At 62.7% G+C, this 23,064-nt stretch carries 18 protein-coding genes and 2 pseudogenes; 16 read left to right on the forward strand and 4 right to left on the reverse strand.

All coding sequences use genetic code 11. The features are described from left to right. The first annotated feature begins 109 nt into the window (after window positions 1-109). The 8 genes from DLJ53_RS33750 (at window position 110) to DLJ53_RS33780 (ending at window position 8,307) form a co-directional block, all read left to right on the forward strand. Window positions 110-493, forward strand: a complete 384-nt coding sequence (locus DLJ53_RS33750; protein ID WP_280525542.1) for a P-loop NTPase family protein — start codon at window positions 110-112, stop codon at window positions 491-493. A 2-nt stretch (window positions 494-495) separates the two neighbouring features. Beyond that, the gene (locus DLJ53_RS33755) at window positions 496-1,062 is read left to right on the forward strand and encodes a VirC2 family conjugal transfer protein (RefSeq protein WP_111352711.1); all 567 of its coding nucleotides are present in this window, start codon (window positions 496-498) and stop codon (window positions 1,060-1,062) included. A gap of 237 nt (window positions 1,063-1,299) precedes the next feature. Continuing rightward, the gene (locus DLJ53_RS33760) at window positions 1,300-1,569 is read left to right on the forward strand and encodes an antitoxin (RefSeq protein ID WP_111352712.1); all 270 of its coding nucleotides are present in this window, start codon (window positions 1,300-1,302) and stop codon (window positions 1,567-1,569) included. Beyond that, the gene (locus tag DLJ53_RS33765) at window positions 1,566-1,865 is read left to right on the forward strand and encodes a type II toxin-antitoxin system RelE/ParE family toxin (RefSeq protein WP_111352713.1); all 300 of its coding nucleotides are present in this window, start codon (window positions 1,566-1,568) and stop codon (window positions 1,863-1,865) included. The genes DLJ53_RS33760 and DLJ53_RS33765 overlap by 4 nt, the downstream gene beginning before the upstream one ends. A 146-nt stretch (window positions 1,866-2,011) precedes the next feature. Further along, window positions 2,012-2,491, forward strand: a complete 480-nt coding sequence (locus DLJ53_RS33770; RefSeq protein WP_202913514.1) for an ATP-binding protein — start codon at window positions 2,012-2,014, stop codon at window positions 2,489-2,491. A gap of 236 nt (window positions 2,492-2,727) precedes the next feature. Then, complete coding sequence (locus DLJ53_RS34995) at window positions 2,728-2,964, forward strand: hypothetical protein (RefSeq protein WP_146620187.1); 237 nt, start codon at window positions 2,728-2,730, stop codon at window positions 2,962-2,964. Window positions 2,965-3,197: 233 nt separating this feature from the next. Continuing rightward, window positions 3,198-7,301, forward strand: coding sequence for an Ig-like domain-containing protein (locus DLJ53_RS33775; RefSeq protein ID WP_111352714.1), 4,104 nt, complete (start codon window positions 3,198-3,200; stop codon window positions 7,299-7,301). Window positions 7,302-7,401: 100 nt separating this feature from the next. After that, complete coding sequence (locus DLJ53_RS33780; protein ID WP_162409823.1) at window positions 7,402-8,307, forward strand: glycosyltransferase family 2 protein; 906 nt, start codon at window positions 7,402-7,404, stop codon at window positions 8,305-8,307. Window positions 8,308-8,313: 6 nt separating this feature from the next. On the opposite strand, the gene DLJ53_RS33785 is transcribed toward DLJ53_RS33780, so the two are convergent. The 3 genes and pseudogenes from DLJ53_RS33785 to DLJ53_RS33800 form a co-directional block, all read right to left on the reverse strand. Further along, window positions 8,314-9,414 carry a hypothetical protein gene (locus DLJ53_RS33785; protein WP_146620188.1) on the reverse strand — a complete coding sequence of 367 codons (1,101 nt, stop codon included), beginning with the start codon at window positions 9,412-9,414 and terminating at the stop codon, window positions 8,314-8,316. Beyond that, window positions 9,411-10,955, reverse strand: coding sequence for an MATE family efflux transporter (locus tag DLJ53_RS33790; RefSeq protein WP_146620189.1), 1,545 nt, complete (start codon window positions 10,953-10,955; stop codon window positions 9,411-9,413). The genes DLJ53_RS33785 and DLJ53_RS33790 overlap by 4 nt, the downstream gene beginning before the upstream one ends. A gap of 476 nt (window positions 10,956-11,431) precedes the next feature. Beyond that, a pseudogene (locus tag DLJ53_RS33800) lies at window positions 11,432-11,872 on the reverse strand (IS256 family transposase); the annotation flags it as partial. On the opposite strand from DLJ53_RS33800, the pseudogene DLJ53_RS35825 reads away from it, so the two are divergent. The 5 genes and pseudogenes from DLJ53_RS35825 to cas7c all read left to right on the forward strand — a co-directional run. Continuing rightward, window positions 11,870-12,035 (forward strand): annotated as a pseudogene (locus DLJ53_RS35825) (IS630 family transposase); the annotation flags it as partial. The pseudogenes DLJ53_RS33800 and DLJ53_RS35825 sit on opposite strands and share 3 nt — an antisense overlap. 182 nt (window positions 12,036-12,217) lie before the next feature. After that, entirely contained in the window at window positions 12,218-13,600 is a 1,383-nt protein-coding gene (locus DLJ53_RS33810) for an O-antigen ligase family protein (RefSeq protein WP_162409825.1), read from the forward strand. A gap of 434 nt (window positions 13,601-14,034) precedes the next feature. Further along, window positions 14,035-14,739: a type I-C CRISPR-associated protein Cas5c gene (cas5c, locus tag DLJ53_RS33820; RefSeq protein ID WP_280525541.1), complete on the forward strand. Its 705-nt coding sequence runs from the start codon at window positions 14,035-14,037 to the stop codon at window positions 14,737-14,739. Further along, window positions 14,736-16,466 carry a type I-C CRISPR-associated protein Cas8c/Csd1 gene (gene cas8c, locus DLJ53_RS33825; RefSeq protein WP_111352721.1) on the forward strand — a complete coding sequence of 577 codons (1,731 nt, stop codon included), beginning with the start codon at window positions 14,736-14,738 and terminating at the stop codon, window positions 16,464-16,466. The genes cas5c and cas8c overlap by 4 nt, the downstream gene beginning before the upstream one ends. Then, a complete protein-coding gene (gene cas7c / locus DLJ53_RS33830; RefSeq protein WP_111352722.1) occupies window positions 16,463-17,422 on the forward strand; it encodes a type I-C CRISPR-associated protein Cas7/Csd2 in 960 nt (319 codons plus the stop codon). The genes cas8c and cas7c overlap by 4 nt, the downstream gene beginning before the upstream one ends. Before the next feature lie 348 nt (window positions 17,423-17,770). Here the strand turns inward: cas7c and DLJ53_RS33835 are convergent, their stop codons facing one another. Next, a complete protein-coding gene (locus DLJ53_RS33835) occupies window positions 17,771-19,318 on the reverse strand; it encodes an ISL3 family transposase (RefSeq protein ID WP_111352723.1) in 1,548 nt (515 codons plus the stop codon). 164 nt (window positions 19,319-19,482) lie between these two features. On the opposite strand from DLJ53_RS33835, the gene DLJ53_RS33840 reads away from it, so the two are divergent. The 3 genes from DLJ53_RS33840 (at window position 19,483) to DLJ53_RS33850 (ending at window position 22,488) form a co-directional block, all read left to right on the forward strand. Next, on the forward strand, window positions 19,483-20,187 hold the full coding sequence (locus DLJ53_RS33840; RefSeq protein ID WP_244935232.1) for an IS110 family transposase: 705 nt from the start codon (window positions 19,483-19,485) through the stop codon (window positions 20,185-20,187). A gap of 342 nt (window positions 20,188-20,529) precedes the next feature. Continuing rightward, window positions 20,530-21,570, forward strand: coding sequence for an IS110 family RNA-guided transposase (locus DLJ53_RS33845; protein WP_111352724.1), 1,041 nt, complete (start codon window positions 20,530-20,532; stop codon window positions 21,568-21,570). A gap of 255 nt (window positions 21,571-21,825) precedes the next feature. Beyond that, window positions 21,826-22,488: a DDE-type integrase/transposase/recombinase gene (locus DLJ53_RS33850; protein WP_111352725.1), complete on the forward strand. Its 663-nt coding sequence runs from the start codon at window positions 21,826-21,828 to the stop codon at window positions 22,486-22,488. The last annotated feature ends 576 nt before the right edge of the window (window positions 22,489-23,064 follow it).

The raw sequence follows: 23,064 nt of genomic DNA on the forward strand, positions 1-23,064 counted from the left end.
ATACATCGGCCTGCCCGCACCTTCGTGCTCCCGGAGCCTCTGTCCCGGATGCTCGCAGCATACGCCGCCAGCGAAGTCCGGCGGCCGGGATCGAGGCCCCGCTCACCTCATACCGGTTACCAACCTCTCGGTGATGGAGCTCGATGAAGCGCTCCAGACGCTCCAGTACGTCATCGAGGTCCACCAGGCCGCCGGGATGGACGGGGCCTATGGTCTCCTGATCAACCGCATTCCGACCACAGCCCTGTCCCGCATGGAGCAGGAAAACCTCGACACTCTCTCCACGATGCCAATCTTCGAGACGACACTCCCGACCCGCCGCGCCTACGCCGATATCAAGGCGCTCGGGCACCTCCACCTTCACTATCGCCTCCTGATGACGCGGCCGGAGAAGAGGGTCATGGCCAATCACATCCGGATGGCCCTGACCGAAGCGCGCAAGTTCACGGCGGAGCTGCTGGACGCGGCCAATGCCAGCAGCCGAGCAGCCTGAGAATGGGCATCAAGTTGCCAGGACAGGCGGTGCCGAAGTGGCACGAGCTGCGCGACAGGATCGGAACCGAGAAGAAGCTGACCGGCTACGATGGTGATCCCGTCGCATCCGCGCCCGACACGCCCTCCGGTCCGCCAAGGGCCGCGCTCAGGATCGCGCCTGCGCCAGAGCCCGCAGACACAACATCGAAGGCCGAGAAGGGGACGGAGGGCCCATCCAGCACAACGACCGCCACGGTGGTCCTGAAGGCACTCGTGCGCTTCCCGGAAGCCGGACAGAGCACCCTCTATGATGAGGCCGTTGCTCACTATGGCGAAAAGCGCGCGCTCCGGATGACGCTGAGATCGGCGCTCGCCGCCTATGACAGCGCGCTGCGCGCCGGTGCCGTGACCGAAGCCTTGCCCGCATACCTCTCCCGGTCCGACGGCATCCGCGTCAGCCGCGCCATGAGCGCGGCAGGCTTCGCCAAGGCCTCCGCCCTCTTCGATCCCCTCGACATGATGCCTCCCGCAACACTCGCCGGGGACATCTGCCGCAATGCAATCGTCTGGTTCTTCGCGCGGAAATAGAATCCGAGATGCTGCGGGCGCAGGACAAGCGGCGCAAACGTGAGGACAGGTCGCCGATGGCACGGACCACGGTGTTCAAGGCGCGCGCCCACGTCCCCTTGCTGGGGGAGCCAGGAGCCGCTGACGCGGCTCCTGGCTGTCTGCCCCCGGCGCGCGTCGCGCGCTCCTCACACTCACAACAAATGTTGCCAATGTGCCAAGCGGCGCCTTATTTTGGAGATGCCAGAGGAGATCACCATGCCCCGGCTTTCCATCGACATCAGCCCCCAGGAGCACCAGCAGCTCAAGGCCATGGCCGCGCTCAAGGGGCAGAGCATCAAGGATTACGTGTTGGACCGCGCCCTGGTCGACATGCCCGACCCGGCGGCCATGACCGACGCCGAGGCGCTGCAGGCCCTCAAGGCGCTGCTGACTCCGCGCCTGGCCGAGGTCGACGCCGGTCAGGTGGTGACCGCCACCGCCGACGACATCAAGCGGGAGGCTCGGCGCCGCCACCGCCTCAAATGACCCCCTACCGCTTCACGTCCTCTGCGCACGAAGACCTCGTCGACATCTGGCTCTACACGCAGGAGACATGGGGCGAGGCCCAGGCGGACATCTACCAGGATGCGCTCCATCGATGCTGCGAGCGGATTGCCAGCGGCGAGGTTAAGACCCGATCCCTGCCGGGGCTCGAGAGGGTCCGATCGCATCGCTGCCAGCACCACGTCCTGTTCTTCGTCGAGCAGGATCAGGCCGTCGTCATCGTGGCCGTGCTGCACGAGCGGATGAACCTGATCGAACGCTTGCGCGAGCGACTGTGAAGTGAGTGGGACACAGGAAGGGCGATGGAGCGCGTAGGGCGTCCCATGCGCCTCCAAAAATTGACGGTTTTTAGAGCATGTCAGGCGGGTTGACTCCCGCGCATGCGGGGAAGCCCTCGGCATCAAGCCGACCACCCTCTACCGATATGTCGGCCCGACCGGAGAGCTCCGCGAAAACGGACAGCGCGCCCTCGCTCGCGCAAAGCGATCAGGCGCGCCAAACCGGCCTTAACGTGGCAGATCGCCCCCTCCGCAAACGACCCCTGCTTGAGGCCGCCCAGCGCCAGGGCAAGCTGAAGGAGGCGATGCACCGCGCGGTCAACGTCTACAAGCTCTTGATCATCGACGAGATCGGCTACCTGCGGCTGGGCCGCGAGCAGGCCAACCTGTTCTTGCAGGTCGTGGCCAAGCGCTATGAGCGCGGCTCAATGATCCTGACCTCGAACCTCACCTTCGGCTCCTGGGACCAGGCCTTCGCCAGCGAGACGGTGCTCACCGCGGCAATGCTCGACCGCATCCTGCACCACGCCACGGTCGTCTCGATCCAGGGTGAAAGCTACCGCCTGAAGGACAAACGCAAGGCCGGCCTCATCGCTGCAACGGCGCCCAAGAGAGAGCCGGCCTGAACACGAGGGTGGGTCAGATTTGGATCGACCCTTTAATTGCGACTGCCTGTCAACGTTTTTCTTTCCGTCACTGCCGGGGTCAGGGTATGCCGGTCGGCGCGGCGGGAATCGGTAGAGCGGTTTCGTCCGTGGCTCGCCTTGCCGCGACAGTGAGTGCGTAGAAGTGCCACCTCTGGCATCGCGAGACTGGGCTCGACTTCGATCTCGACATCCGGCTGCAGCAGGTGATCCGGCTGGTGTTCGAGCGCTTCCGCCAGGCCCATCTGTTGCTGAGCGCGGCAGGGGTGTTCTTCCCAAGAGCGTCCGACGGAAAGCGGCTGACGTCTTTCGATTGGGCGCCGATCCGCCGATCCTCAACCATCGTGACGATGAATGCCGATCACAATTTGCCGTCAACGCTCGGCCGTGCGGTTGCAGAATTGGAGACAATCATCAGTTCTTCTGGGCAGAGTTTTCAACTGCCTGTGATATAACCATAGGTTAGATTTAGGATATATTTTTATCTATAGTTAGATATGGATAAAAATATAATTTGCTTCAGTTAGGAAAATCCCTGTTGCAGGTAGGATTGATCTCAATGTAATTAGATGCATCCCTCATTGAGGGCGACAATTACGTATTTTTGCGCGCAGTACGCCTACTCGGCCGGCGTGAACACGCTTCAACCAATTGATATGACGAAGCCAGGAAGAACTGGGAGGTCTCAATGAGCGGTGATCCCGTTCCGGTGTCGGACGACTTTGCCGCCGGGACGCTTGATCCGGTATGGCGCATCGAGGGGCCGGCGGGGACCTCCGCTGCCGTGGGCTTTGCCGCCGCCGACGGCTTTCTCGAGCTCGTCACCGCCGATGGCGATCACGACGTATGGGGTGAGAACAACAGCGCCCGCGCCCTCCAGGCGATGGCCAACGTCAACTTTACCGTCGAGGCGTGCTTCCTCTCCACCCCCACCGAGGCGTTTCAGATCCAGGGCATTCTGGTGGAACAGGACGCCGACACCTACCTGCGCTTCGACACCTTTTCCAACGGCAGCACCCTTTACGCCTACGCCGCCGTGATCCGCGATGGCGTTCCTGCGAAGAAGATCAACGTCGCGCTGTCCGACCCCGCCCCCTATCTGCGCGTCGAACGTCAGGGCGATCTGTGGATCTTCTCTACCGCCACCGACGGTAACACGTGGACCGAGGTGGGCCGCTTCACCGCGGCGATCACCGTCACCGCTGCCGGCCCCTTCGCGGGCAATGTCGGCGATGCCGACGGCTTCACCGCTCGCGTCGACTACGTCGAGTTCGCGAACGACCCCATCGCCGACGAAGACGGCACTTACGTCCCACCCCCGTTACCCCCCGTGGCAACGGACGACGCCTACGACTTGCTGGCTGAGGAATCGATTACGATCCTCGTCGCCGACCTCCTCGCCAACGACCGCGACGGTAACGACGACGCCCTGAACCTCGTCGGCTTCACACCGCCGGCTCATGGCACCCTCGTCGACAATGCCGACGGCACCCTCACCTACACCCCGGGGCCAGGCCCTCTTCAGAGCGACAGCTTCACCTACACAGTGAGCGACGGGACGCTGACGGACAGCGCCAGCGTCGTCCTCACGGCACCCCCTCCCGTTCCGGTGTCGGACGACTTTGCCGCCGGGACGCTTGATCCGGTATGGCGCATCGAGGGGCCGGCGGGGACCTCCGCTGCCGTGGGCTTTGCCGCCGCCGACGGCTTTCTCGAGCTCGTCACCGCCGATGGCGATCACGACGTATGGGGTGAGAACAACAGCGCCCGCGCCCTCCAGGCGATGGCCAACGTCAACTTTACCGTCGAGGCGTGCTTCCTCTCCACCCCCACCGAGGCGTTTCAGATCCAGGGCATCCTGGTGGAACAGGACGCCGACACCTACCTGCGCTTCGACACCTTTTCCAACGGCAGCACCCTTTACGCCTACGCCGCCGTGATCCGCGATGGCGTTCCTGCGAAGAAGATCAACGTCGCGCTGTCCGACCCCGCCCCCTATCTGCGCGTCGAACGTCAGGGCGATCTGTGGATCTTCTCTACCGCCACCGACGGTAACACGTGGACCGAGGTGGGCCGCTTCACCGCGGCGATCACCGTCACCGCTGCCGGTCCCTTCGCGGGCAATGTCGGCGATGCCGACGGCTTCACCGCTCGCGTCGACTACGTCGAGTTCGCGAACGACCCCATCGCCGACGAAGACGGCACTTACGTCCCACCCCCGTTACCCCCCGTGGCAACGGACGACGCCTATACGGTGCAGCAGGATGAGGCGCTGGTCATCGCCACCATCGACGGTGTTCTCGCGAACGACGTCGATCACAACGGGGACGACCTCTTCGCGAGCATCGCTACCGGGCCGAGCAAGGGAACGCTCACGCTGAGCGCCGACGGGAGCTTCATCTATACGCCCTTTGCCGGCTCTTCGGGGACGGACACGTTTACCTACACAGTGAGCGACGGCAACGGCGGGGCCGACACCGCGACCGCGACACTTCTCATCCTTAATCCGGTGGACGTGTTCTCGGACGACTTCAGCGGTGGTGCCTTAAGCCCAGGCTGGAGCTTTAAGGGGATTGCCGGGACCGCCGGGCTCGCAGAAGCCGACGGCGAGGGTTATCTCGTAATCGTGTCACCCGCAGGCGTCCCAGTCGATGCCTACAACACCCTCACCACCCCAAGGGTGGTGCAGCAGATCGACGACGGCGACTTCCAGGTCTCCATCCGGCTGCTGAACGAACCGGAGGTCGACAATCAGGAGCACGGCCTCCTCCTCATCGAGGATGATCAGAACTGGCTGCGCTTTGACGTTGCTTATACGACACCCCGAGGGCTCGTGCTCATCGTCGGGGTAATTGAGGACGATGATCGGTCGCTGCCTCTGTTCAAGCGCATTTCACCGGGCGAGGTAACGCACCTCAGGGTCACGCGCACGGACAACACCTTTGTGTTCGAAACGTCCGGTGACGGGGCGGCTTGGACTGAGGTGCTGTCGCTGGTCTCGGACGTTGCTCCGAGCGAAATCGGCCCGTTCGCCGGCAGCACGAGCCTCGATGCGACCCCCACGCCCGGCTTCGTCTCGAAGATCGACTGGTTCCAGTCGAGCACCGCCCCGATTGTGGATGAAGACGGCGACATCATATCGCCCGTGAACACAGCGCCTGTGGCGGGCAACGACGTCATCCCGGTCGCCGGATCGGACCCTCTGGTGATCTCGATCGCCGGTTTGCTGTCGAACGACGCTGACGGGAACGAGGACGCGCTCAGTCTTGTGAGGTTCACTCAGCCTGGCGTCGGAACGTTGGTCAACCACGGCGACGGCACGCTGATCTATACGCCGCCGCAGGGCACGTTCCATGGCGATAGCTTCACCTACACGGTGTCCGACGGGACACTCACCGACACAGCGACGGTGACGCTCTTCGATCCGATCAACGTCTGGTACGGTGACACGCAGCGCTTTGGAAGCCCCGGCGAGGCACAGAGGTGGGTAAACATCCTCGGCGAGGTGTCGGGCGACATCGCGAACCTTTCCTACAGCCTCAACGGGGGACCCGTTGAGGTCCTGTCGATTGGCCCTGACACCAGACGGCTGCACGGCGCCGGAGAGTTCAACATCGAGATCGACTACGAGGACCTCGACGGAAGCGCCACGCACGACGTGGTGACGATCATCGCTGAATACGCCGATGGCACGCTGATCACCGAGAACGTTACCATCGACTACGAGGACGGCGCAGTCTGGAGCCCGAACTACACCATCGACTGGGACAGCGTTGCGAACATCCAGGACGTCGCCCAGATCGTCGATGGAACATGGACTATCGCAGATGGCGGCGTACGGCCCGTCGACACCGGTTACGACAGGGTGATCGCGCTCGGCGATGCTTCGTGGGACAACTATGAGGTTAGGCTTTCCGTCACGACGCACGACCTCACGGCGATCGATCCGCGCGGGCGCGACGGCGGCGGCTTCGCAGTCGGTGCGCTGTGGACGGGGCACACCGATTCACCGGTATCGGGATGGCAGCCGCGCGCCGGCTGGGAGCCAGGGGCCATTTTCTTTTACACGGACGATGACGGGAACGGCGTCGGCGAATATAGGCTCCACGCCGCGAATGACTTTTCGCCTCCACTCGTCCGCGAAACAGCCCTTCTCGAAGAAGGTGCGACCTACAACATCGTCATGCGAGTGGAGCAGGTTGGGTTGTACGACCGCTCCTATCAGGTCAAGATCTGGCAAGAGGGAACGCATGAACCGACGGGCTGGACGGTAGAAGGTATCGAAACCTTCGATCTTACAGAGGCTCCGCTCACCGGAGGCATTTATCTTAATGCCCATTATCACGACGTCACGTTCAATGATGTCTCGGTGAGCGAGATCCCCGGCTCTGATATCGTGCAGGGCGGCACAGACGCCGACGTCCTGATGGCGGTCGACGTGTCGGACTTCTCCCCAGGGCTCGGCGAGATCGATGTCTTCGTGACGGGGGACGGCGCCGACATGGTCGTCCTCGGCGCCAACAGCGTCGTCTACTACGACGACGGGCAGTCTTCGACGGCCGGTCTCGACGACTACGGACTCGTCTGGGATTTCAAGCCGCTGTCCGATAACGTTCGACTTGCAGGAAACGCAACCGATTACCTCCTCGTCGAGGACGCTGCCGATCTTGCGCCAGGCACGGCGATCTGGCGCGATGCCGACGACGATGAGCCAGAGTTGATTGGCCTTTTGCATAACGTTTATGGCCTTTCTCTAACCGACGGAACTTTCATATTCGATGGCCTCATCTGAGGCCCAGCGACCCTTGGTGCGCACGATCTGCCATGCATGACGAGCACACCAAACGCGATGCAAAACGACGACAGCGACTGAAGAAGAAATGGGGACCACGATGCCGCTCGTCAGTATCGGCCTTCCCGTCTACAACGGGGAAAACTACCTTGCGCAGGCTCTGAACGCCATCCTTGCCCAAGACTTCGAAGACTTCGAAGTCATAATCTCGGACAACGGCTCCATAGACGGCACACAGGACATTGCACTCAGCTATTCACAAAAGGATAAGCGCATTCGCTACATTCGCCTTACAGAAAACAAAGGTGCTGCGTTCAACTATAATAATACATTTAACCTATCCACGGGGCACTATTTTAAGTGGGCGGCTCACGACGACATCATCACGCCGACCTTCCTGCGCCGCTGTGTCGAGGAGTTCGAGCGCTTGGAGCGCGAGGGATACCGGCCGTCGATCGTCTACACGAAGTCGGACGTCATCGACGAGGAGGGGCGCGTTCTCCAGCCGGACCCCAATCACATGAATCTCCTATCTCCAGTGCCGGCATGGCGGGTCTTGTCCGCCGTCCAACGCATGGGCCTTGCCGCACCGGTCTTCGGGCTGATGCGCCGGGATATGATGGAGCGGACCCGTCTCGTCGGTCGCTATATCGGGTCCGACTACGTCTTCATCCTGGAGGCGGCGATGATCGAGCGGATTGTCCAGCTCGACGACGTTCTGTTCCAGCGACGCATCCACGCCGCGGGATCGCGCGTCGCGAACAAACGCAGACGCGATCTCATGGCGTGGTTCGATCCCAAGGCGAAATCCGTTCTCTCCGAGCGGCAACGCATGACGCTGGAGTACTACCGCTCCGTCTTCGTCGTCCCGGACCTGTCGGTTTTGACGCGAGCTACGTGTCTGATTGCCCTCACGGCCGCATTGTCCGTTTGGTGGTTTCGCCGCTTTCGCGTTTTTGTCGGACGCAAGCGGCGCACTCTCTTCCAGTCGTTTGGACAGGCATGAACGTCCTTATCGGCGCCACCTGAGCCGCTGGAAAATCTTCGTAGCGACACGCTCGCCCTTTGCCGCGACGGCAGTGGGAATGCCGCGAAGGTACGGATCGCCTCTAAACAGCCCGTGGCAGACGCGAAAGCCCAGCCGGCGCGGGTAGAGCCAATCCGGTTTGCCAAGATCGAGGTCCACTTCGTGACGTTTTGCGATTGCGGCGTATGGCGACAGGTCGAGTTGCAGCGGACGCGGAGAATGGTCACGCCATGGTTTCATCCCCTGCGCGTGTACGATGGAAGGTGGCTGCACGAGCCGCGCCCTCAGACGTTCGCGCACACGAAAACCGTCGGCCTTCTGGCACTGGGCGATGTCCCGCCCCGCGCGCAGCCACACGAGGTCCAAGCCTTCATAGGGCTTCGAGCCGAGCAGTGCCGTCAAGACATCCTGATCGCCTGCCAAGTGAAGCGGGCGATCAGAAAAAGGGATCCTCTGAGCGGCGATGTACCCCGGCGCAGCGAGCATGTCGCGATAAGTCTCAAGAAGCGTGATATGATGGCGCGTCGCCCCGACGATTCCTGAGTTGACCGTGTGCACCAGCCGGTGGCCAGGCTCAAGGCTCCACGCGGTCGTTCGCAGCTCCGAACCCTGACGCCTCGCGGCGCGGTACTCCTGCGCCACGATCAACGCATCATAGGGCGCATTCGCATAATGCGCCGGAAGCCTGTCAGTGAAGATGAGGTCCGAATCGAGCCATGTCACAGCGTTCGCTTCAGACTTCAGAAGGTGGAGGAGCGCCGCCGGTTTTACGTCCCAGCCTCTCGCCCCGATGTCGAGATCCGGGAGCCGTCGAATCTGGGCCTCCGGGACGGTCGACGGGAGAGGGGCGGATGCCGCACCGGGGCCGAGCAGAAACAGCGTCGCTTCGGGGTGGACCCGAAAAAGGCTCGCAGCGAGGAGCCGTACCGCAATAACGTCGCTCGTCCGATCCTCGTACGTGCAAAAGGTCATCCGGTTGAGCTGCCCGACGGGCTGCGTCCCCGCAGCCTCCAGTCCTACGATGCTAGAGGTCGGTTCGCGTACGGCTTCGCCTCTCGGTTCGACGGGTGTTTCGAGATCGCTCAAGCGGGTTTCACCCGTGCGAGAACGTGCCGCAGCTCTGTCCACTCGTTCCGATCAAAACCAAGACACAGGAGGACGAAGACATAGAAGGCTTCTCCCACGAGGACGTGCAGGGCAAGCGTCGCCCATGTGTCGGGCGGCGACGCCACAATAAGGGTGAACCAGACGAGCGCACCCGCGACAGCAGGCAAATAGCCTGGGATCAGCACTTCTTTGACGAACGTGCTTGCGCTCGCCCCAGTCAATCTGATGCAAAGGCGCCAGTAATAGAAGATTTGCGAACTGATGGCGGTCATCGCGACGGCGATCGTCATGCCGAGCGCTCCGAGATCAGTCAAAGTAGCGAAGAGCAGCATCACCACGAGACCACCGGCCTGAAACAAAAATGCGGGAAGGAAGAACGCCTGCACCTGCTCGGTGGCCATTGCCGTCATCGCGAGCAGATGGGTCGGCTTGTCGAAGACGAAGATGACCATGAAGAGCGAAAGCACGGCCGCAGCAGCGGCATACTGCTCGCCGACGTAAAGTTTGATGAAAGGGGCGGAATAAATTGACAGGGGCGTCGCGATCGCAAGCGAAGCCCAAGTGGAGTAGCGGCCGAGTCTGAAGACGGTGCGCGCGAGCCGCCGCTTCTCCTCGAGTGCGTGGAACGCGGTCAGAACCGGTTGCAGCGGCTGCACAACGAGGCTCGCGGTATTGTTGATCTGCCGAAAGATCGTTGCTCCGACGTAAAAATTCGTGACGTCCAAGGCGCTGCCCGAGAAGTTCAAGATCAGAGTCGCAGCGTTGGTGTACATGACACTACCAAGGCGTCCGAGAGTCGTCCAAAGGCCGAATCCCATCAATGTGCGGGTCGTCGCGCGGTCGAAGGCGGACAGGCGGATCCGCATTTGTGGAATCATGCGCCGGGACCTCGCGGCGACAACGATCGTGTACAGAATATCCGCAGTGACATTCGCCACGACGACCCAAATGACTTGCGGTCCAATCTCAAGCAGGAGGACGAAGAGCATCGCGATACGAAAAAGATCGCGCGCAACTCCCAGCAAGTTCAGCTCCACGAAACGTTGACGGACGTGAAAACTAGCTGTGAACGGCACACCCAGCATCTGTACACAAAAACTCGCGACGAGGAGCCCCATCATGATCTGCGCATCGCTGACCATTGCCGGCGCAATCGTCAGTATGTGATCGACGTTCATGGAGACCGCCACGCCGATCACCAGAAATGCGCACACCATAGCAGCAACTGGGAAGAAAATGGAGCTGATGATGCGAGTAATTCCGTCGAAATCGCCCTTCGCGTAGGCTTCTACCACGTATCGGCTGATACCCCCAGTCAAAAATAGAAAAAACAACGGAGCAAAGACTATTACCGCCATTACCACAGGAAGTACCGCGAATTCTTGTGGTGAAATGCGCTTAAGAAGGTATTGATACATCCAAACGATGATGGTGACATTCAGAGCTTTGCTAGCCAAAGAACTGACTGAGTTGATGACAACCAGACGCTTGGAAATAATGACATTCATCGTATCGTTCACGTGTAACCTCTCGTGACGCAAATTCGGGAACGACAGAGAGCGCTCTGCTCGGTGTAAATTCCGGTTCGGTAACCGAGCACATCATCGTTGCAGCGGTCGGATGGCGCGGAGGAGTTCATCACGGCTCCCTGAGCCATAAGCAGGTAATTGGATTGCAAGTATAGGCACATTTTAAAGTCGAACTTCCGGTTACGTATCAGTCAGACATCATCACAGGTTAGTTTCAATGTAAAAAATCAAGTTTTACAGACGACAGCTAAGTCTCATGCGGATCGCCATTTGCGTCAACACCCTATCCGTCCGTGTTCCAGAAAAATCAGTAGTGGGGTGGCCTGCCCGGCCGTCCAACCTCATCGTGAGGCGCCTTGAAGTGGAGGAACGCATGAGCCGGAACATACCCGTGGCGCCGTCGTGTACGGTGTCGATCTCAGCAAGAACGTCTTCCACGTCGTCGGCCTCGGTGCAGCCGGCCCGACCCATTCCCCGGCCTCGTAGGCATCGAGTGCGGCCGCGCCGGCCTCGGCGTCGAGCGCCTTGTAGGACACACAGTCAAGGCTGTGGTGCAGCAGGTGAACAATGCAGGTCTGGACCATGGCGTCTGGAAAGACCGCGGCGATCGCTTCGGGGAAACCCTTCAGGCCGCCGACGACCGCGAGCAGCACATCTTCGGTTCCGCGGTGTCTGAGCTCGTTCATGACCCGGAGCCAGAATTTCGCACCCTCGTTCTGCTCCAGCCAGAGCCCGAGAACCTCCTTCGTGCCGTCGACCCGGACCCCGAGGGCGATATGTACGGCCTTGTTGCGGACCGTGCCCTCGTGGCGGATCTTCACCCGCAGGGCGTCGAAGAAGATCAGGGGATAGACCGCCTCGAGCGGATGGGCCTGCCATGCCGCCAGCTCCTCCAGCACCGCTAGAGTCCCGACTTCAACCCATCGAGAAGGTCTCGCCAAGCTCAAGGCGCTCTTGCGCAAGGCCGCGGAGCGCGCCGTCGAGGGCCTCGGGGCTGCCATCGGCCGCATCGTCAACGCCTTCAACCCCGCCGAGTGCGCCAACTACTTCAGCGCATGCGGATACGATTGATGGGATTCCGCTCCGGTGTTTGGCACCCGCCGCAGCACGGCAGGCGTCCATCTGCTGGGAATTGCAACGTCGGAGGCGACGGCCACTTGCAGCAGCGCGAAGGATCCTCGCGGGCCCTATTTTTGCTCTGGTTGTGGCAAGATGCGGCTCTTGGACATCGACCGAACGAAAGACGGGCGAGTATGTCGACTACGATCACGGCTCAGGCGAGGCCCGAGCACCAGGATGCGCAAGCTGCGTCCCGGCCCGGCAACCACATCGTTATTGTTCTGTTCATGCTGTCGCTGACGATCCCGCCGGAGGTGTGGGTCGAGCTCGGCCCGATCCGCCTGCCGGTCTACCGGATCCTCCTCGTCGTGATGGCCTTCCCCTGCCTCTTCTCGCTCCTGCGCGGGCGCCAGGGCGGGCTCAACCTCGCGGACTTCCTAGTCTTCGGGTTCGCACTGTGGGCTGCTGTCGCGCTGCTGGTCAACCACGGGGGCAGCTGGTGGCAGTTCATCGGCCTGACGACTGTGGAAACGGTCGTGCCCTACCTGATTGCGCGTACCTATATTCAGAACGCCCAGCAGTTCGAAGCATTTGTTAAATTATACTTCATCATTGTCCTTGCGATCCTCCCCTTCGCGCTGATCGAAACGCTGACGGGCCATCACATCCTGCGGGAGATCACGGGGCAGCTCTTCGGCCGGTTCACCGCATTCGAGGGCCGCCCGGCCAGGCTCGGCCTCGAGCGTGCCTACGGTCCGTTCGTGCATCCCATTCACTACGGCCTGTTCTGTGCGACGCTCGTCGGCATGCTCGTCTCGATGCAGAAGACCAGGTTTGCCGCTCTGTGGCGCTACGCTGTTATGGGCGTCGCGATCTTTTGCTCGCTCTCGTCCGGGCCGCTCCTACTCTTCATGGTGCAGACGCAGCTAAAGATATACGACGTCCTGACGCGCGGGCTGAAGTACCGGTGGCGCATTCTCTCCGGCCTGGTGCTGGCGCTGTACTTCATCATCGATTCGATGACGAACCGGACACCGTTCCACGTGATCGTGACGTACATGACGCTACGCATGGAGAGCGCTTACAACCGCATCTATATCTTCGAGTTCGGCATGGCCTCGGTTCAAAAATACCCGATCTTCGGGATTGGCCTCAACGAGTGGGAGCGGCCGCCGTGGATGAGCTCCTCCGTCGATAACTTCTGGCTCGTCATCGCCATGCGGTACGGCGTGCCGGCGTTCATCCTCTTCGTCCTCGCTCTCACCGTGATCTTCGTGCGCCTCGCCCGGGCGCGGCTGCAGCCGGAGCAGGAACGCTACCGGATCGGCTGGTCGATCAGCATGGTTGGCATGGTCTTCGCTGGCGCCACGGTGCACTTCTGGACCGAGCTCTACGCCCTCTTCATGTTCATGGTCGGCGCCTCGTACTGGATGGTCGTCCAGAGCCGGCGGGCCCAGGCGTCCGACCTCGCCCGGGATGACGTGGGCGAGACCGCGGTCACCGGGAGCTGGGGCTCAAGAGCGCCCCGCGCCCGCCGGTGGCGCTCCGGCCCAGCGAACGAGAGAAAGGCGCTATAGCAGACTCGCTTCTCGACTATGAGGTGCGCGACGGCACGACGCGGCGTCACCCAGCTCCTCTACGACCTGGAGGAGGATCGAGGCGTTGTGCTCGATGACGCGATCGATATAGACGTTGTTGTAGTTCAAGGGGTCCGCGTCGGCAGCGCCCGAGGGCTCTTGGCTCGCCCGCATGATGGTCCGCAAACCGCGCATGCTGGTGGCAGTCGCACTCGCCAACCGCCCCGCACGGGGCTCAACGAGGCAGACACAGGGGCAGTGTTCTCAAGCTAAGCGTGGTCCGAAGAATCCAGGCGGGTCAGCTTCGCTGTACGCCGAGGGTGTGGGTCTAATCTGGGAGGATGCTGCGGATTACCTCGCATCAGAGGATGTCCTGATGTGAACCACTCTTTACAATATTTTGGCAGTTTCAGGTCTCGAATCGAGACTAAAGATTGTTGGAGCTTATGACCCAAGGTATTCGCCTCCACGTCAGCGGGCCATTTGCCTGCTTTACCCGCCCCGAGATGAAGGTCGAGCGCGTCTCCTACGATGTGATGACCCCGTCCGCCGCCCGCGGCATCCTGGAGGCGATCCACTGGAAGCCGGCTATCCGCTGGGTGATCGACGCCATTCATGTTCTGAAGCCGATCCGCTTCCAGTCCATTCGCCGAAACGAGGTCGGCGCCAAAGCTTCGTTCTCGAGCACCAAGAGCGCCATGCGCCGCGGTGACGTCGACGGACTGGGATTGCGGATCGACGAGAAGACGCGTCAGCAGCGAGCCTCCACGGTTCTGGTGGATGTCGCCTACGTCATCGCCGCCCACTTCGAGATGACGGATAGAGCCGGCCCGGGTGACAATCCCGCCAAGCACGCGGATATGTTCACCCGAAGGGCCACTCGCGGACAGGCCTTCGCTCAGCCGGTGCTTGGAACCCGCGAGTTCGACGCCCGCTTCGCGCTTCTTCCGGACGGAGTCCCGATACCAATTCCGGACGACACCATGGGCCTCGGCTTTGATACCCCGCGGGATCTCGGCTTCATGCTATGGGATATCGACCACGGCGCGCCCGGAAAGCCGTCGATGTTCTTTCGCGCCAGTCTCGCGAACGGCGTGGTGACCGTCCCGCAACCGGGTGCGCCGGAGATCCTCTCATGACGATCCTGGCGGCGCTCACGGCGGCGACGCTGCCGGACGCGCCACCACCCGGATTTGCGGAAGGGAAGGTCTCGACCCTCGTATCGTTGAATCCGGATGGCACGGTCGCCAACGTCACCGACCTCAGGATCCATAAAGGCAGCAAGCGGGTAGCGCGCGTCATGCTGATCCCCCATCCGGTGAAGCGCGCCTCGGGCATCGCGCCGAACTTCCTGTGGGACAAGACGGCCTACGCCCTGGGCGTCACGGCAGGTGCCGGCAAGCGTACCGCCGACGAACACGCAGCCTTCGTGGCGCTGCATGAAGAGCGTCTCGCCGGGACGGAGGACGAGGGATTGAAGGCCCTCTTGGCCTTTCTGCGCACCTGGTCGCCGGAGCGGTTTAGTAAGCCCATCTGGGCTGATACCGCGCTCGACGAGAATGTCGTCTTCGCACTGGAGACGGATCGGCAGAACGACGTGCGGCTTCACGACCGTCCGGCAGCCAGGGCACTACTTGCTCAGACGGAGGAGCCCGGCGAGACGGCTGCGATCTGCCTCGTCACGGGCATTCGGGCGCCGCCCGCCCGGCTGCATCCGTCGATCAAGGGCGTCTGGGGCGGTCAGACGGCGGGCGGCTCTATCGTCTCGTTCAATCTCGACGCATTCGAGTCCTACGGACACAAGCAGGGCGACAATGCCCCCGTCTCCGAAGAGGCCGCCTTCGCCTATACCGGTGCGCTCAACCGCTTCCTCGCGACGGACAGCGGTCACCGCATCCAGATCGGCGATGCCTCAACCGTGTTCTGGGCCGAGGCTGACGACGGCGCTACCGCCGCCACCGCGACGGGACTGTTCGCCCAAGCCTTCGGCAGTACCCCGGATACGCGGATCGATGTGCAGCGCGTCGGTGCCGTGCTCGCCGAGATCCAGCGCGGCAAGCCCATCGCCGAGGTGGCACCGGACCTCGCCGAAGGCGTGCGCTTCTACGTCCTCGGCCTCGCACCGAACGCGGCGCGCATCTCCATCCGCTTCTGGCTGGAGGACGATTTCGCCGCTCTCATGCACAACTATGCCGAATTCGCCGCTGATATCTGCATCGATCCGCCATCGAAGGACGGTCAGCCACCGCTATGGCGCTATCTCCTGGAGCTCGCCGTTCAGGGCAAGCGCGAGAATGTGCCGCCGAACCTTGCCGGCGAAGTCATGCGCTCGATCCTCACCGGCGGGCGTTACCCGCAGTCTCTTCTTGCCACAACGTTGATGCGCATCCGCACCGACCGCCGTGTCGGACCGTTGCGCGCCGGCCTCGTCAAAGCATTTCTCACCCGCAATCATTTCGGGAGCCCGCCCGTGGCCCGCGACGTCGACAATCCGTCCACCGCCTACCAGCTCGGCCGACTTTTCGCCGTCCTTGAAGCAGCCCAGTACGCCGCGCTTGGTCGCGTGAATGCTCCGATCAGTGATCGCTACTATGCCGCGGCCTCGGCGACACCCGCCCGCGTTTTCTCCGCCCTCATGCGCGGTCTGCACACCCACGTGTCCCATGCACGCAAGCGCGGTCGTGGCGGTTGGATCGAACCGCGCATCGAAGAAATCATGAGCAAGCTCGATCCCGACCTGCCCAAGACACTGCAGCTGGAAGATCAGGGCCGGTTCGCTCTCGGCTATTATCATGAAAAATCATATCGGCCGGCCGGCACCGCCGCGCTCAGCGACGACGAGATCGCCGAAGGAGACGCGCAATGACCAGGGGAACCCCGATCGCGAACCGCCACGATATCGTCGTTCTGTTCGAGGTGGCGAACGGCAATCCCAACGGCGACCCGGACGCCGGCAACATGCCACGCATGGATCCAGAGACCGGTCACGGTCTCGTCAGCGACGTCTCGCTGAAACGCAAAATCCGTAACTACGTTGAGATGACGAAGAACGACGCCGCCGGCGATCGCATCTATGTCACCGAAGGCGCCATCCTCAACGAGAAGCACCGGGAGGCCTACCGCGCCGTGCGTCCGGACGATGCCAGCGTTGCCAAGGCAGCGAAGCTCACCCCGAAGTCCGACGAAGAGGCGAAGGCTGTCCGCGACTTCATGTGTGAGAATTTCTACGACATCCGCACCTTCGGCGGTGTTCTTTCCACCGGGATCAATGCCGGCCAGGTGCGCGGACCGGTTCAGTTCGCCTTCGCCCGCTCGGCCGAGCCGATCCTGCCGCTGGAGGTCTCCATCACCCGTATGGCGGCGACCAGCGAAAAGGAGAAGGCCGAGTTCAAGGAGGGCGACGACGAGGCCGAAAAGCGCGGCGACAAACGCACCATGGGCCGCAAGCACATCGTGCCCTACGGCCTCTACCGGGCACACTGCTTCGTTTCGGCCAAGCTCGCGGAAAAGACCGGCTTCTGCGACGAGGACCTTGATCTCCTCTTGGAGGCAATCAGGGACATGTTCGAGCACGATCGCTCCGCTGCCCGCGGAGAAATGGCGACGCGCAAGGTCATAGTCTTCCGCCACGACAACGCCCTCGGCCGTGCTCCGGCGCACGACCTTTTCGACAGGGTGCGCATCGGCCGTGCCGTCGATGGCGAATTTCGCGAGATCGATGATCGTCTCGGCAATCTCGCACCGGCCCGCGCGTTCGCCGACTACGCCGTCAGGATCGACCGCGAAGGTTTGCCAGAAGGCATCGAGATCATCGAGGCGTGAATCGTCCAGTGCGGGGACCGAAGATGAGCGTTGCCCCGAGCTGATCCCACTTCGGCACTGCAGCACGTCGTCCAGGCGAACTCGCCACCTTCGGCATCAGCGTAAGCGCCCACCAGACCCCATGTAGCGGCGCGTGGCCGGATCGGGGATGATCCGAGGACGATGTGAGCAAGCAGTAGGTATTGAGTCTGGACCCATGTCTGGACATAGAAGCTTCCAGTTGATCGAGGGGGAGGTCACCCGGCTCGATGCGAGCCCTGCGATGCCGAGGCGGCGCTGGTCGACATCGGCGAAGGAGGATGTCAAACGGCGTTCAATCGGGGTTCTGGCGCATTTGTGGTGCAGGCCTCACGCGGCGGGCATCAGCCGGGCCCGGAGAAGATCGAGGTTGGCGCGACCGCCCATCTGGCGCTTGAGGGTCTTCAGCTTGCAGATGTTTCCTTCCGTCTGACCGTTGGACCACACAAGCGCGATGGCGGCAGCAACAGCAGCGCGATCCGCGGCGATGCCACGTGCAAAGCTGGCGATCGGAGATACGAATGCCGCCCTGATCCATGGTTCGAGACCATTGGCGTCGCGGCTTCGGATGAGCCGGTGGAATGCGTCGACGGTCTCTCGGGCGGCGATGATCTCCGGGGCCTCCCGCGTAACGGTCGCGACGATGATCGCCTCGGCACGGGTCAGCTTGTCCCGGGCGAGCGTCAGCAACCGTGCCAGCGTCCGGCTCCCCGGGCAGCGCAGGGGGACGCTGCCGGCTTCGTCTCGGCGTCGCCGGGTCACCCATTCGGTGACGACGCGCAACGCTCCTGGAAAGCCGACCGCGCGGAGACGGCGCCAGAGTTCGGCTCCGTTGCGACAGCCGCCGTTCCATTCGGCGTTGAGGCGATCGAGCCATGGCTCGAGCGAACTGGCGCGGGGGCGGAATGGTTCGGCGCGGCCGCCGCGGACGACGTCGCGCACGAGTTTGCGCGACCTGCCTGTCCGGCGTGCGATCTCCTTGATGGCGACGCCCTGCTCGTGGGGCATCAGGACAACCGCATCGGCGTCGGCGCGCCGCTGCCAACCCTCATGCTGGAGCCGCTCGGCGGCGGTCAAAGTCGCGGGATCGACGGGACCTTGAGCAAGCGCTCGGCGGACTTCTCGCATGCACCGCTTGACCACCAGCAGGAACGCTGCGCTTGCGTTCTCAAAAAGATGCCAGCGATCAGCGACTTGCACCGCTTCCGGTCGACCCTTGGCAGCGCCAGCTCCATAGCCGCCTCCGCGATCACGGGCGATGATCTCGATGCTCGGCCTCTCCGCGAGCCACGCAGCCACTGTCGCCGGCTCGCGGTCCGGGAGCAGATCGATGATCGAGCGTCGCTCCAAATCGCAGATCAACGTGCCGTAGCGGTGCCCCTTGCGCCACGCCCAGTCGTCGATCCCTATCGCCAGGGGCGCAGGGGCGGCCGGCGCGCGCCGTCTGACGGTGCGGAGAAGCGTGTCCTTGCTCACCGGCAAGAGAAGTCGCCGCGCGACAGCCTGCGCGGGCCGCCCACCAAGCGCAAAGCCCAGGTGGTGAACGATGCCGTCGAGACGTTCGGTTCGCCTGCTTCGTGCCGCCGCAGCACCGGGGTCCAGCCGCTCTGCAAAGATGCGGCGTTTGCAAGCGGCGTTGACGCAACAAAAGCGTCGGATGGTCACCACCATCTCGACCCGGCAGCCGTGGGCGGGCAGATCAGCCAGCCGGCGCTGGTATCGGCTGTGGACACGACGAGCGCCCCGGCCGCAGCATGGGCACGACGCCGATGCTGACGTCGACCGGGCAGACACCAAAACTCCGTCGCCGTCCAACGTGACGCGTTCAACCAGCAGCCCGGCGAGCGTGAACTGCCGCTCGCGCTTCGAAACCGACATCCACAGCGCTCCAATGGAAAGACGCTGCCCTCAGAATCCAAAACTGCATCGAAAGTGAGATGCGGTAACGGGGTCTGCGTCCCGCGCTGCCCGCATGTTGCGCTTGCCCACCGCGAGAGCTGCTGGCGACGCTCCCGTATCCGATCCAGCAGGAGAATTACGGGATGAAGCTGCTCATTGGCCTCGATGTCTCACTCGCGAAGACGGCAGCCTGCGTGCTCGACGAGCATGGAGTGATCATCAGGGAAGTGGAGATCGCCAGCGAACCGGAGGCGCTGGCGCAGTTCGCGAGAGAGCAGCCGGGGGACATCGCCGCGATCGGCCTCGAAGCGGGTCCGCTGTCCCAGTGGCTGCACCGCGGTCTGGTAGGGGAAGGCTTCGACGCGGTCCTCATGGAGACGCGGCAGGTGAAGGGCGCGCTGAAGGCGATGCCGATCAAGACCGACCGGCGCGATGCCGAGGGCATCGCCCGGCTGCTTCATCTGGGCTGGTTCCGGCCCGTTCACTGCAAGTCGATCTCGGCGCAGGAAGTCCGAGCCCTGCTGTCAGCGCGAAAGGCGGTCCAGCAGGGCATGATCGCGCTGGAGCTGTCGCTCCACGGCCTGCTTCGGAACTTTGGGCTAAAACTCGGAACAATCTCCAAGGGCCGGTTCGAGGCCCGCATCCGAGAGCTAGCTGATGGCAATGCGATGTTGGAGGCCGCGGCGGGTCCAATGCTGCGCGCCCGAGCCAGTCTCCGCAAGGAGTTCGCAGGGCTCGAAAGGCAGGTGCGCCAGCTCGCGAAGGACGACGCGGTTTGCCGCCTGCTGATGACCATGCCGGGGATCGGGGCGGTGAGGGACGTGGTTCCGGTTATGCCGCGGGTCTGACTGTTGCCGCCCCTGCGGGCGAGCACGCAAGTGAGATGGGCACACCGGAATTGCATCGAACCAGCATCATGTTGGCAGCCACTGCGCTGACCACGGACCGAAGCATGCACCCCGGGAAACTCGATGAGAGGTCGCAGCAAGGGCGGCACAGCGAACCTGATACTCGGAAACGCCGCTCTGGCGGACGATGGCGTTTGCCCAAAAGCGCTTGACGAAGACGGCTCCGTTACCGAAGTCACGCCCCTTATTCCACACATGAAGTAATTGCGGGTGGCTGTCTCGCCGTCGCCGGGGTTCCAATACGGTTGGACCTTCGGATTGGCAGCCAGCAGGAGAATGGCCATGACCCAATATGTCGGCTTGGACGTGTCGCAAAAGGAGACGGCCGTATGCATTGTCGACGGCGAGGGGACCGTCGTGTTCGAGGGCCGTGCAACGACCGACCCCGATGCCTTGGCTGAGATCATTGGCGAGCGCGCACCGGCGGCGTCGCGGATTGGCTTGGAAACGGGAATGATGTCCAGCTGGCTGTGGCGCGAGCTCAATCAGCGCGGACTTCCGGTCATTTGCATCGATGCGCGACATGCCCATGCGGTGCTCTCGACCAGGATGAACAAGAGCGACGGAAACGATGCTCGCGGCATCGCCGAGTTGATCCGCGTCGGCTGGTACCGCGAGGTCAGGATCAAGAGCCCGGAAAGTCAGGCGGCTCGCACGCTCCTTGTGGCACGCTCGCGACTGGTCACGATCCGCAAGGACCTTCACAACCAGATCCGCTCGATGCTGGGCGAGATCGGGCTGCGCCTTCCCCGGGCGGTCGGACGCGCATTCGTGAGCCGTGTCCGAGACTGCCTCGCTGATCGGTCTGGTTTGCTCGAGGTCGTCGAGCCCCTGCTGGCGGTCTACGAACGCGTGCTGGCGGAGCAGGCGAGGCTCGACAAAAAGGCACAGGATCTTGCTCGCGCAGACGAAACGGTGCGGCGTCTGATGACGGTGCCAGGCATCGGAGCGGTGACGGCCCTCGCGTACCGCCATACCATCGATGATCCGACCCGCTTTGCTTCTGCGCAGACCGTCGGCGCCTATCTCGGGCTCACGCCTCGCCGGCGTCAGTCGGGGACGATGGACGTCAAAGGTCGGGTGTCGAAATGGGGTGACCGTGCCCTGCGAAGCTACCTCTACGAGGCTGCCGTCGTTCTCCTGCACCGCACGAAACGCTGGTCGCGGCTCAAGGTATGGGGCGTGCAGCTGGCGCGGCGCGTAGGTCTCAAGAAGGCGCATACTGCGGTGGCCCGCAAACTTGCTGTCATTCTGCATTGCATCTGGACCGACGGAACCGAGTTCGAATGGGGCGAAGAGACGGCTATGCACCTCCGAGCCTAAACCCAGCACACCAACAGTCGTCGCTTCGGCCCCCAAGGCGGCGCGGATGTCCCTGCCGGGACGGTGGTGCTGGCGACCTCGTTGAATCGGCTGACGCAGCTCGCCTGACGTCGTTCCACACATCAAGGCGCCCACCCCCGAAAACCATCATGAGGCGCAGACCTCGGAAAGGACCCTGACCCCGGCAGCGACAGAAAGAAAACGTTGACAGGCAGTCGCAATTAAAGGGCCGATCAACATTTTCCGGGGCGGAAGGTGTTCGACGCGCAGGAGCAGCGCATTCTCGACCTGCGACGGAAACGCAGGCTCGGCGTCCAACGGCTGCGCAACGAGCTGATACGCCTTGACGGACTGCGTCTCGCCATCGACACGATCCACAAGGTGCTCTACCGGTTCGATCTGAACCGCCTGAAGCGGCAGCGGCTCGTCCGCAAGGGCCGCAAGCGCTACTCGCGCCCTCTTCCCGGCGACCGGGTGCAGATGGATGTCTGCAAGATCGGCCCCCGCCTCTACCAGTACACCGCGATCGACGACTGCTCGCGCTACCAGGTGATCGGCCTTTTCAGAAACCGGTCAGCGAAGTCGACGCTCACGTTTCTCGACCAGCTCGTCGAAGAGATGCCGGTCTCGATCCAGCGCATCCAGACCGATCATGGCCAGGAGCTTTTCGCCGACGCGGTTCAGGAACGGCTTCGCTCGTGGAGCATCAGGTTCCGCCCGATCCGCCCGCGGTCACCGCATCTCAACGGCAAAGTCGAACGGGTGCAACGGACCGCGCTCGAGGAGTTCTGGCCGACGGTCGATCTCAAAGACCCGGAGCTCGACGCACGACAGCCTCGGCGGCATCGATCCCATCGATCGCCTCTGCAGCCTTGTCGGCAGCGCTCCCACCGGCGAGGAGATCGCTGCGTCGTATGACCCCGAACGCCGAACCCATCCTGCCGCGCGACTACTGGCCAGCGCGGCGGTGACAATTGAAACGATGTCGGCAAATCACACACTCCGTCGATAGCCTGCACTACTATTACCTCGGCGCAGACTGGCAGCGCCGCGTTGAACATTTCGATGCGCAGCCGGTTCTGGACCTCAAGGGTCCCCTCATTGTCTGAAGGGACTTCGGCTTGCGAACCCTAAGCGCGCCGATGATACTTGGAGGGTTCGCGCCGCCATGATTTCTGTGATGACGGAATATGTCAGCGTCTGACGACGTCGCGAAAAACGATCGAGCCCCACGTATCAACGGGACGTTCGCATTTTCGGCCGAAATTGCCCTCAGACATGGAAGGGCTAAGGATACGGGGGTCGCCCCTCGCGTAGGGGGCGTGGATCGAAACATACTCCGACCTAGCGAACAGGGCCTTGGTGTGGGTCGCCCCTCGCGCGGGGCGTGGATCGAAACAGTTGATACATTTAGGGTATGCCTTTCCTGAACCAATTCCGACTGTGGGTGCACGCCCTTCAATCGCAATATCAGACCGGTTTAAAGTAGATCGA

The organism is Acuticoccus sediminis, assembly GCF_003258595.1.
Classification (GTDB): domain Bacteria; phylum Pseudomonadota; class Alphaproteobacteria; order Rhizobiales; family Amorphaceae; genus Acuticoccus; species Acuticoccus sediminis.

Bases quoted from the DNA above. Each gene is read 5' to 3' on its own strand.
- DLJ53_RS33755 (WP_111352711.1), top strand. From the start codon at position 496: ATGGGCATCAAGTTGCCAGGACAGGCGGTGCCGAAGTGGCACGAGCTG.
- DLJ53_RS33760 (WP_111352712.1), top strand. From the start codon at position 1,300: ATGCCCCGGCTTTCCATCGACATCAGCCCCCAGGAGCACCAGCAGCTC.
- DLJ53_RS33765 (WP_111352713.1), top strand. From the start codon at position 1,566: ATGACCCCCTACCGCTTCACGTCCTCTGCGCACGAAGACCTCGTCGAC.
- DLJ53_RS33770 (WP_202913514.1), top strand. From the start codon at position 2,012: ATGTCGGCCCGACCGGAGAGCTCCGCGAAAACGGACAGCGCGCCCTCG.
- DLJ53_RS33775 (WP_111352714.1), top strand. From the start codon at position 3,198: ATGAGCGGTGATCCCGTTCCGGTGTCGGACGACTTTGCCGCCGGGACG.
- DLJ53_RS33780 (WP_162409823.1), top strand. From the start codon at position 7,402: ATGCCGCTCGTCAGTATCGGCCTTCCCGTCTACAACGGGGAAAACTAC.
- DLJ53_RS33810 (WP_162409825.1), top strand. From the start codon at position 12,218: ATGTCGACTACGATCACGGCTCAGGCGAGGCCCGAGCACCAGGATGCG.
- cas8c (WP_111352721.1), top strand. From the start codon at position 14,736: ATGACGATCCTGGCGGCGCTCACGGCGGCGACGCTGCCGGACGCGCCA.
- cas7c (WP_111352722.1), top strand. From the start codon at position 16,463: ATGACCAGGGGAACCCCGATCGCGAACCGCCACGATATCGTCGTTCTG.
- DLJ53_RS33835 (WP_111352723.1), bottom strand. From the start codon at position 19,318: ATGTCGGTTTCGAAGCGCGAGCGGCAGTTCACGCTCGCCGGGCTGCTG.
- DLJ53_RS33840 (WP_244935232.1), top strand. From the start codon at position 19,483: ATGAAGCTGCTCATTGGCCTCGATGTCTCACTCGCGAAGACGGCAGCC.
- DLJ53_RS33845 (WP_111352724.1), top strand. From the start codon at position 20,530: ATGACCCAATATGTCGGCTTGGACGTGTCGCAAAAGGAGACGGCCGTA.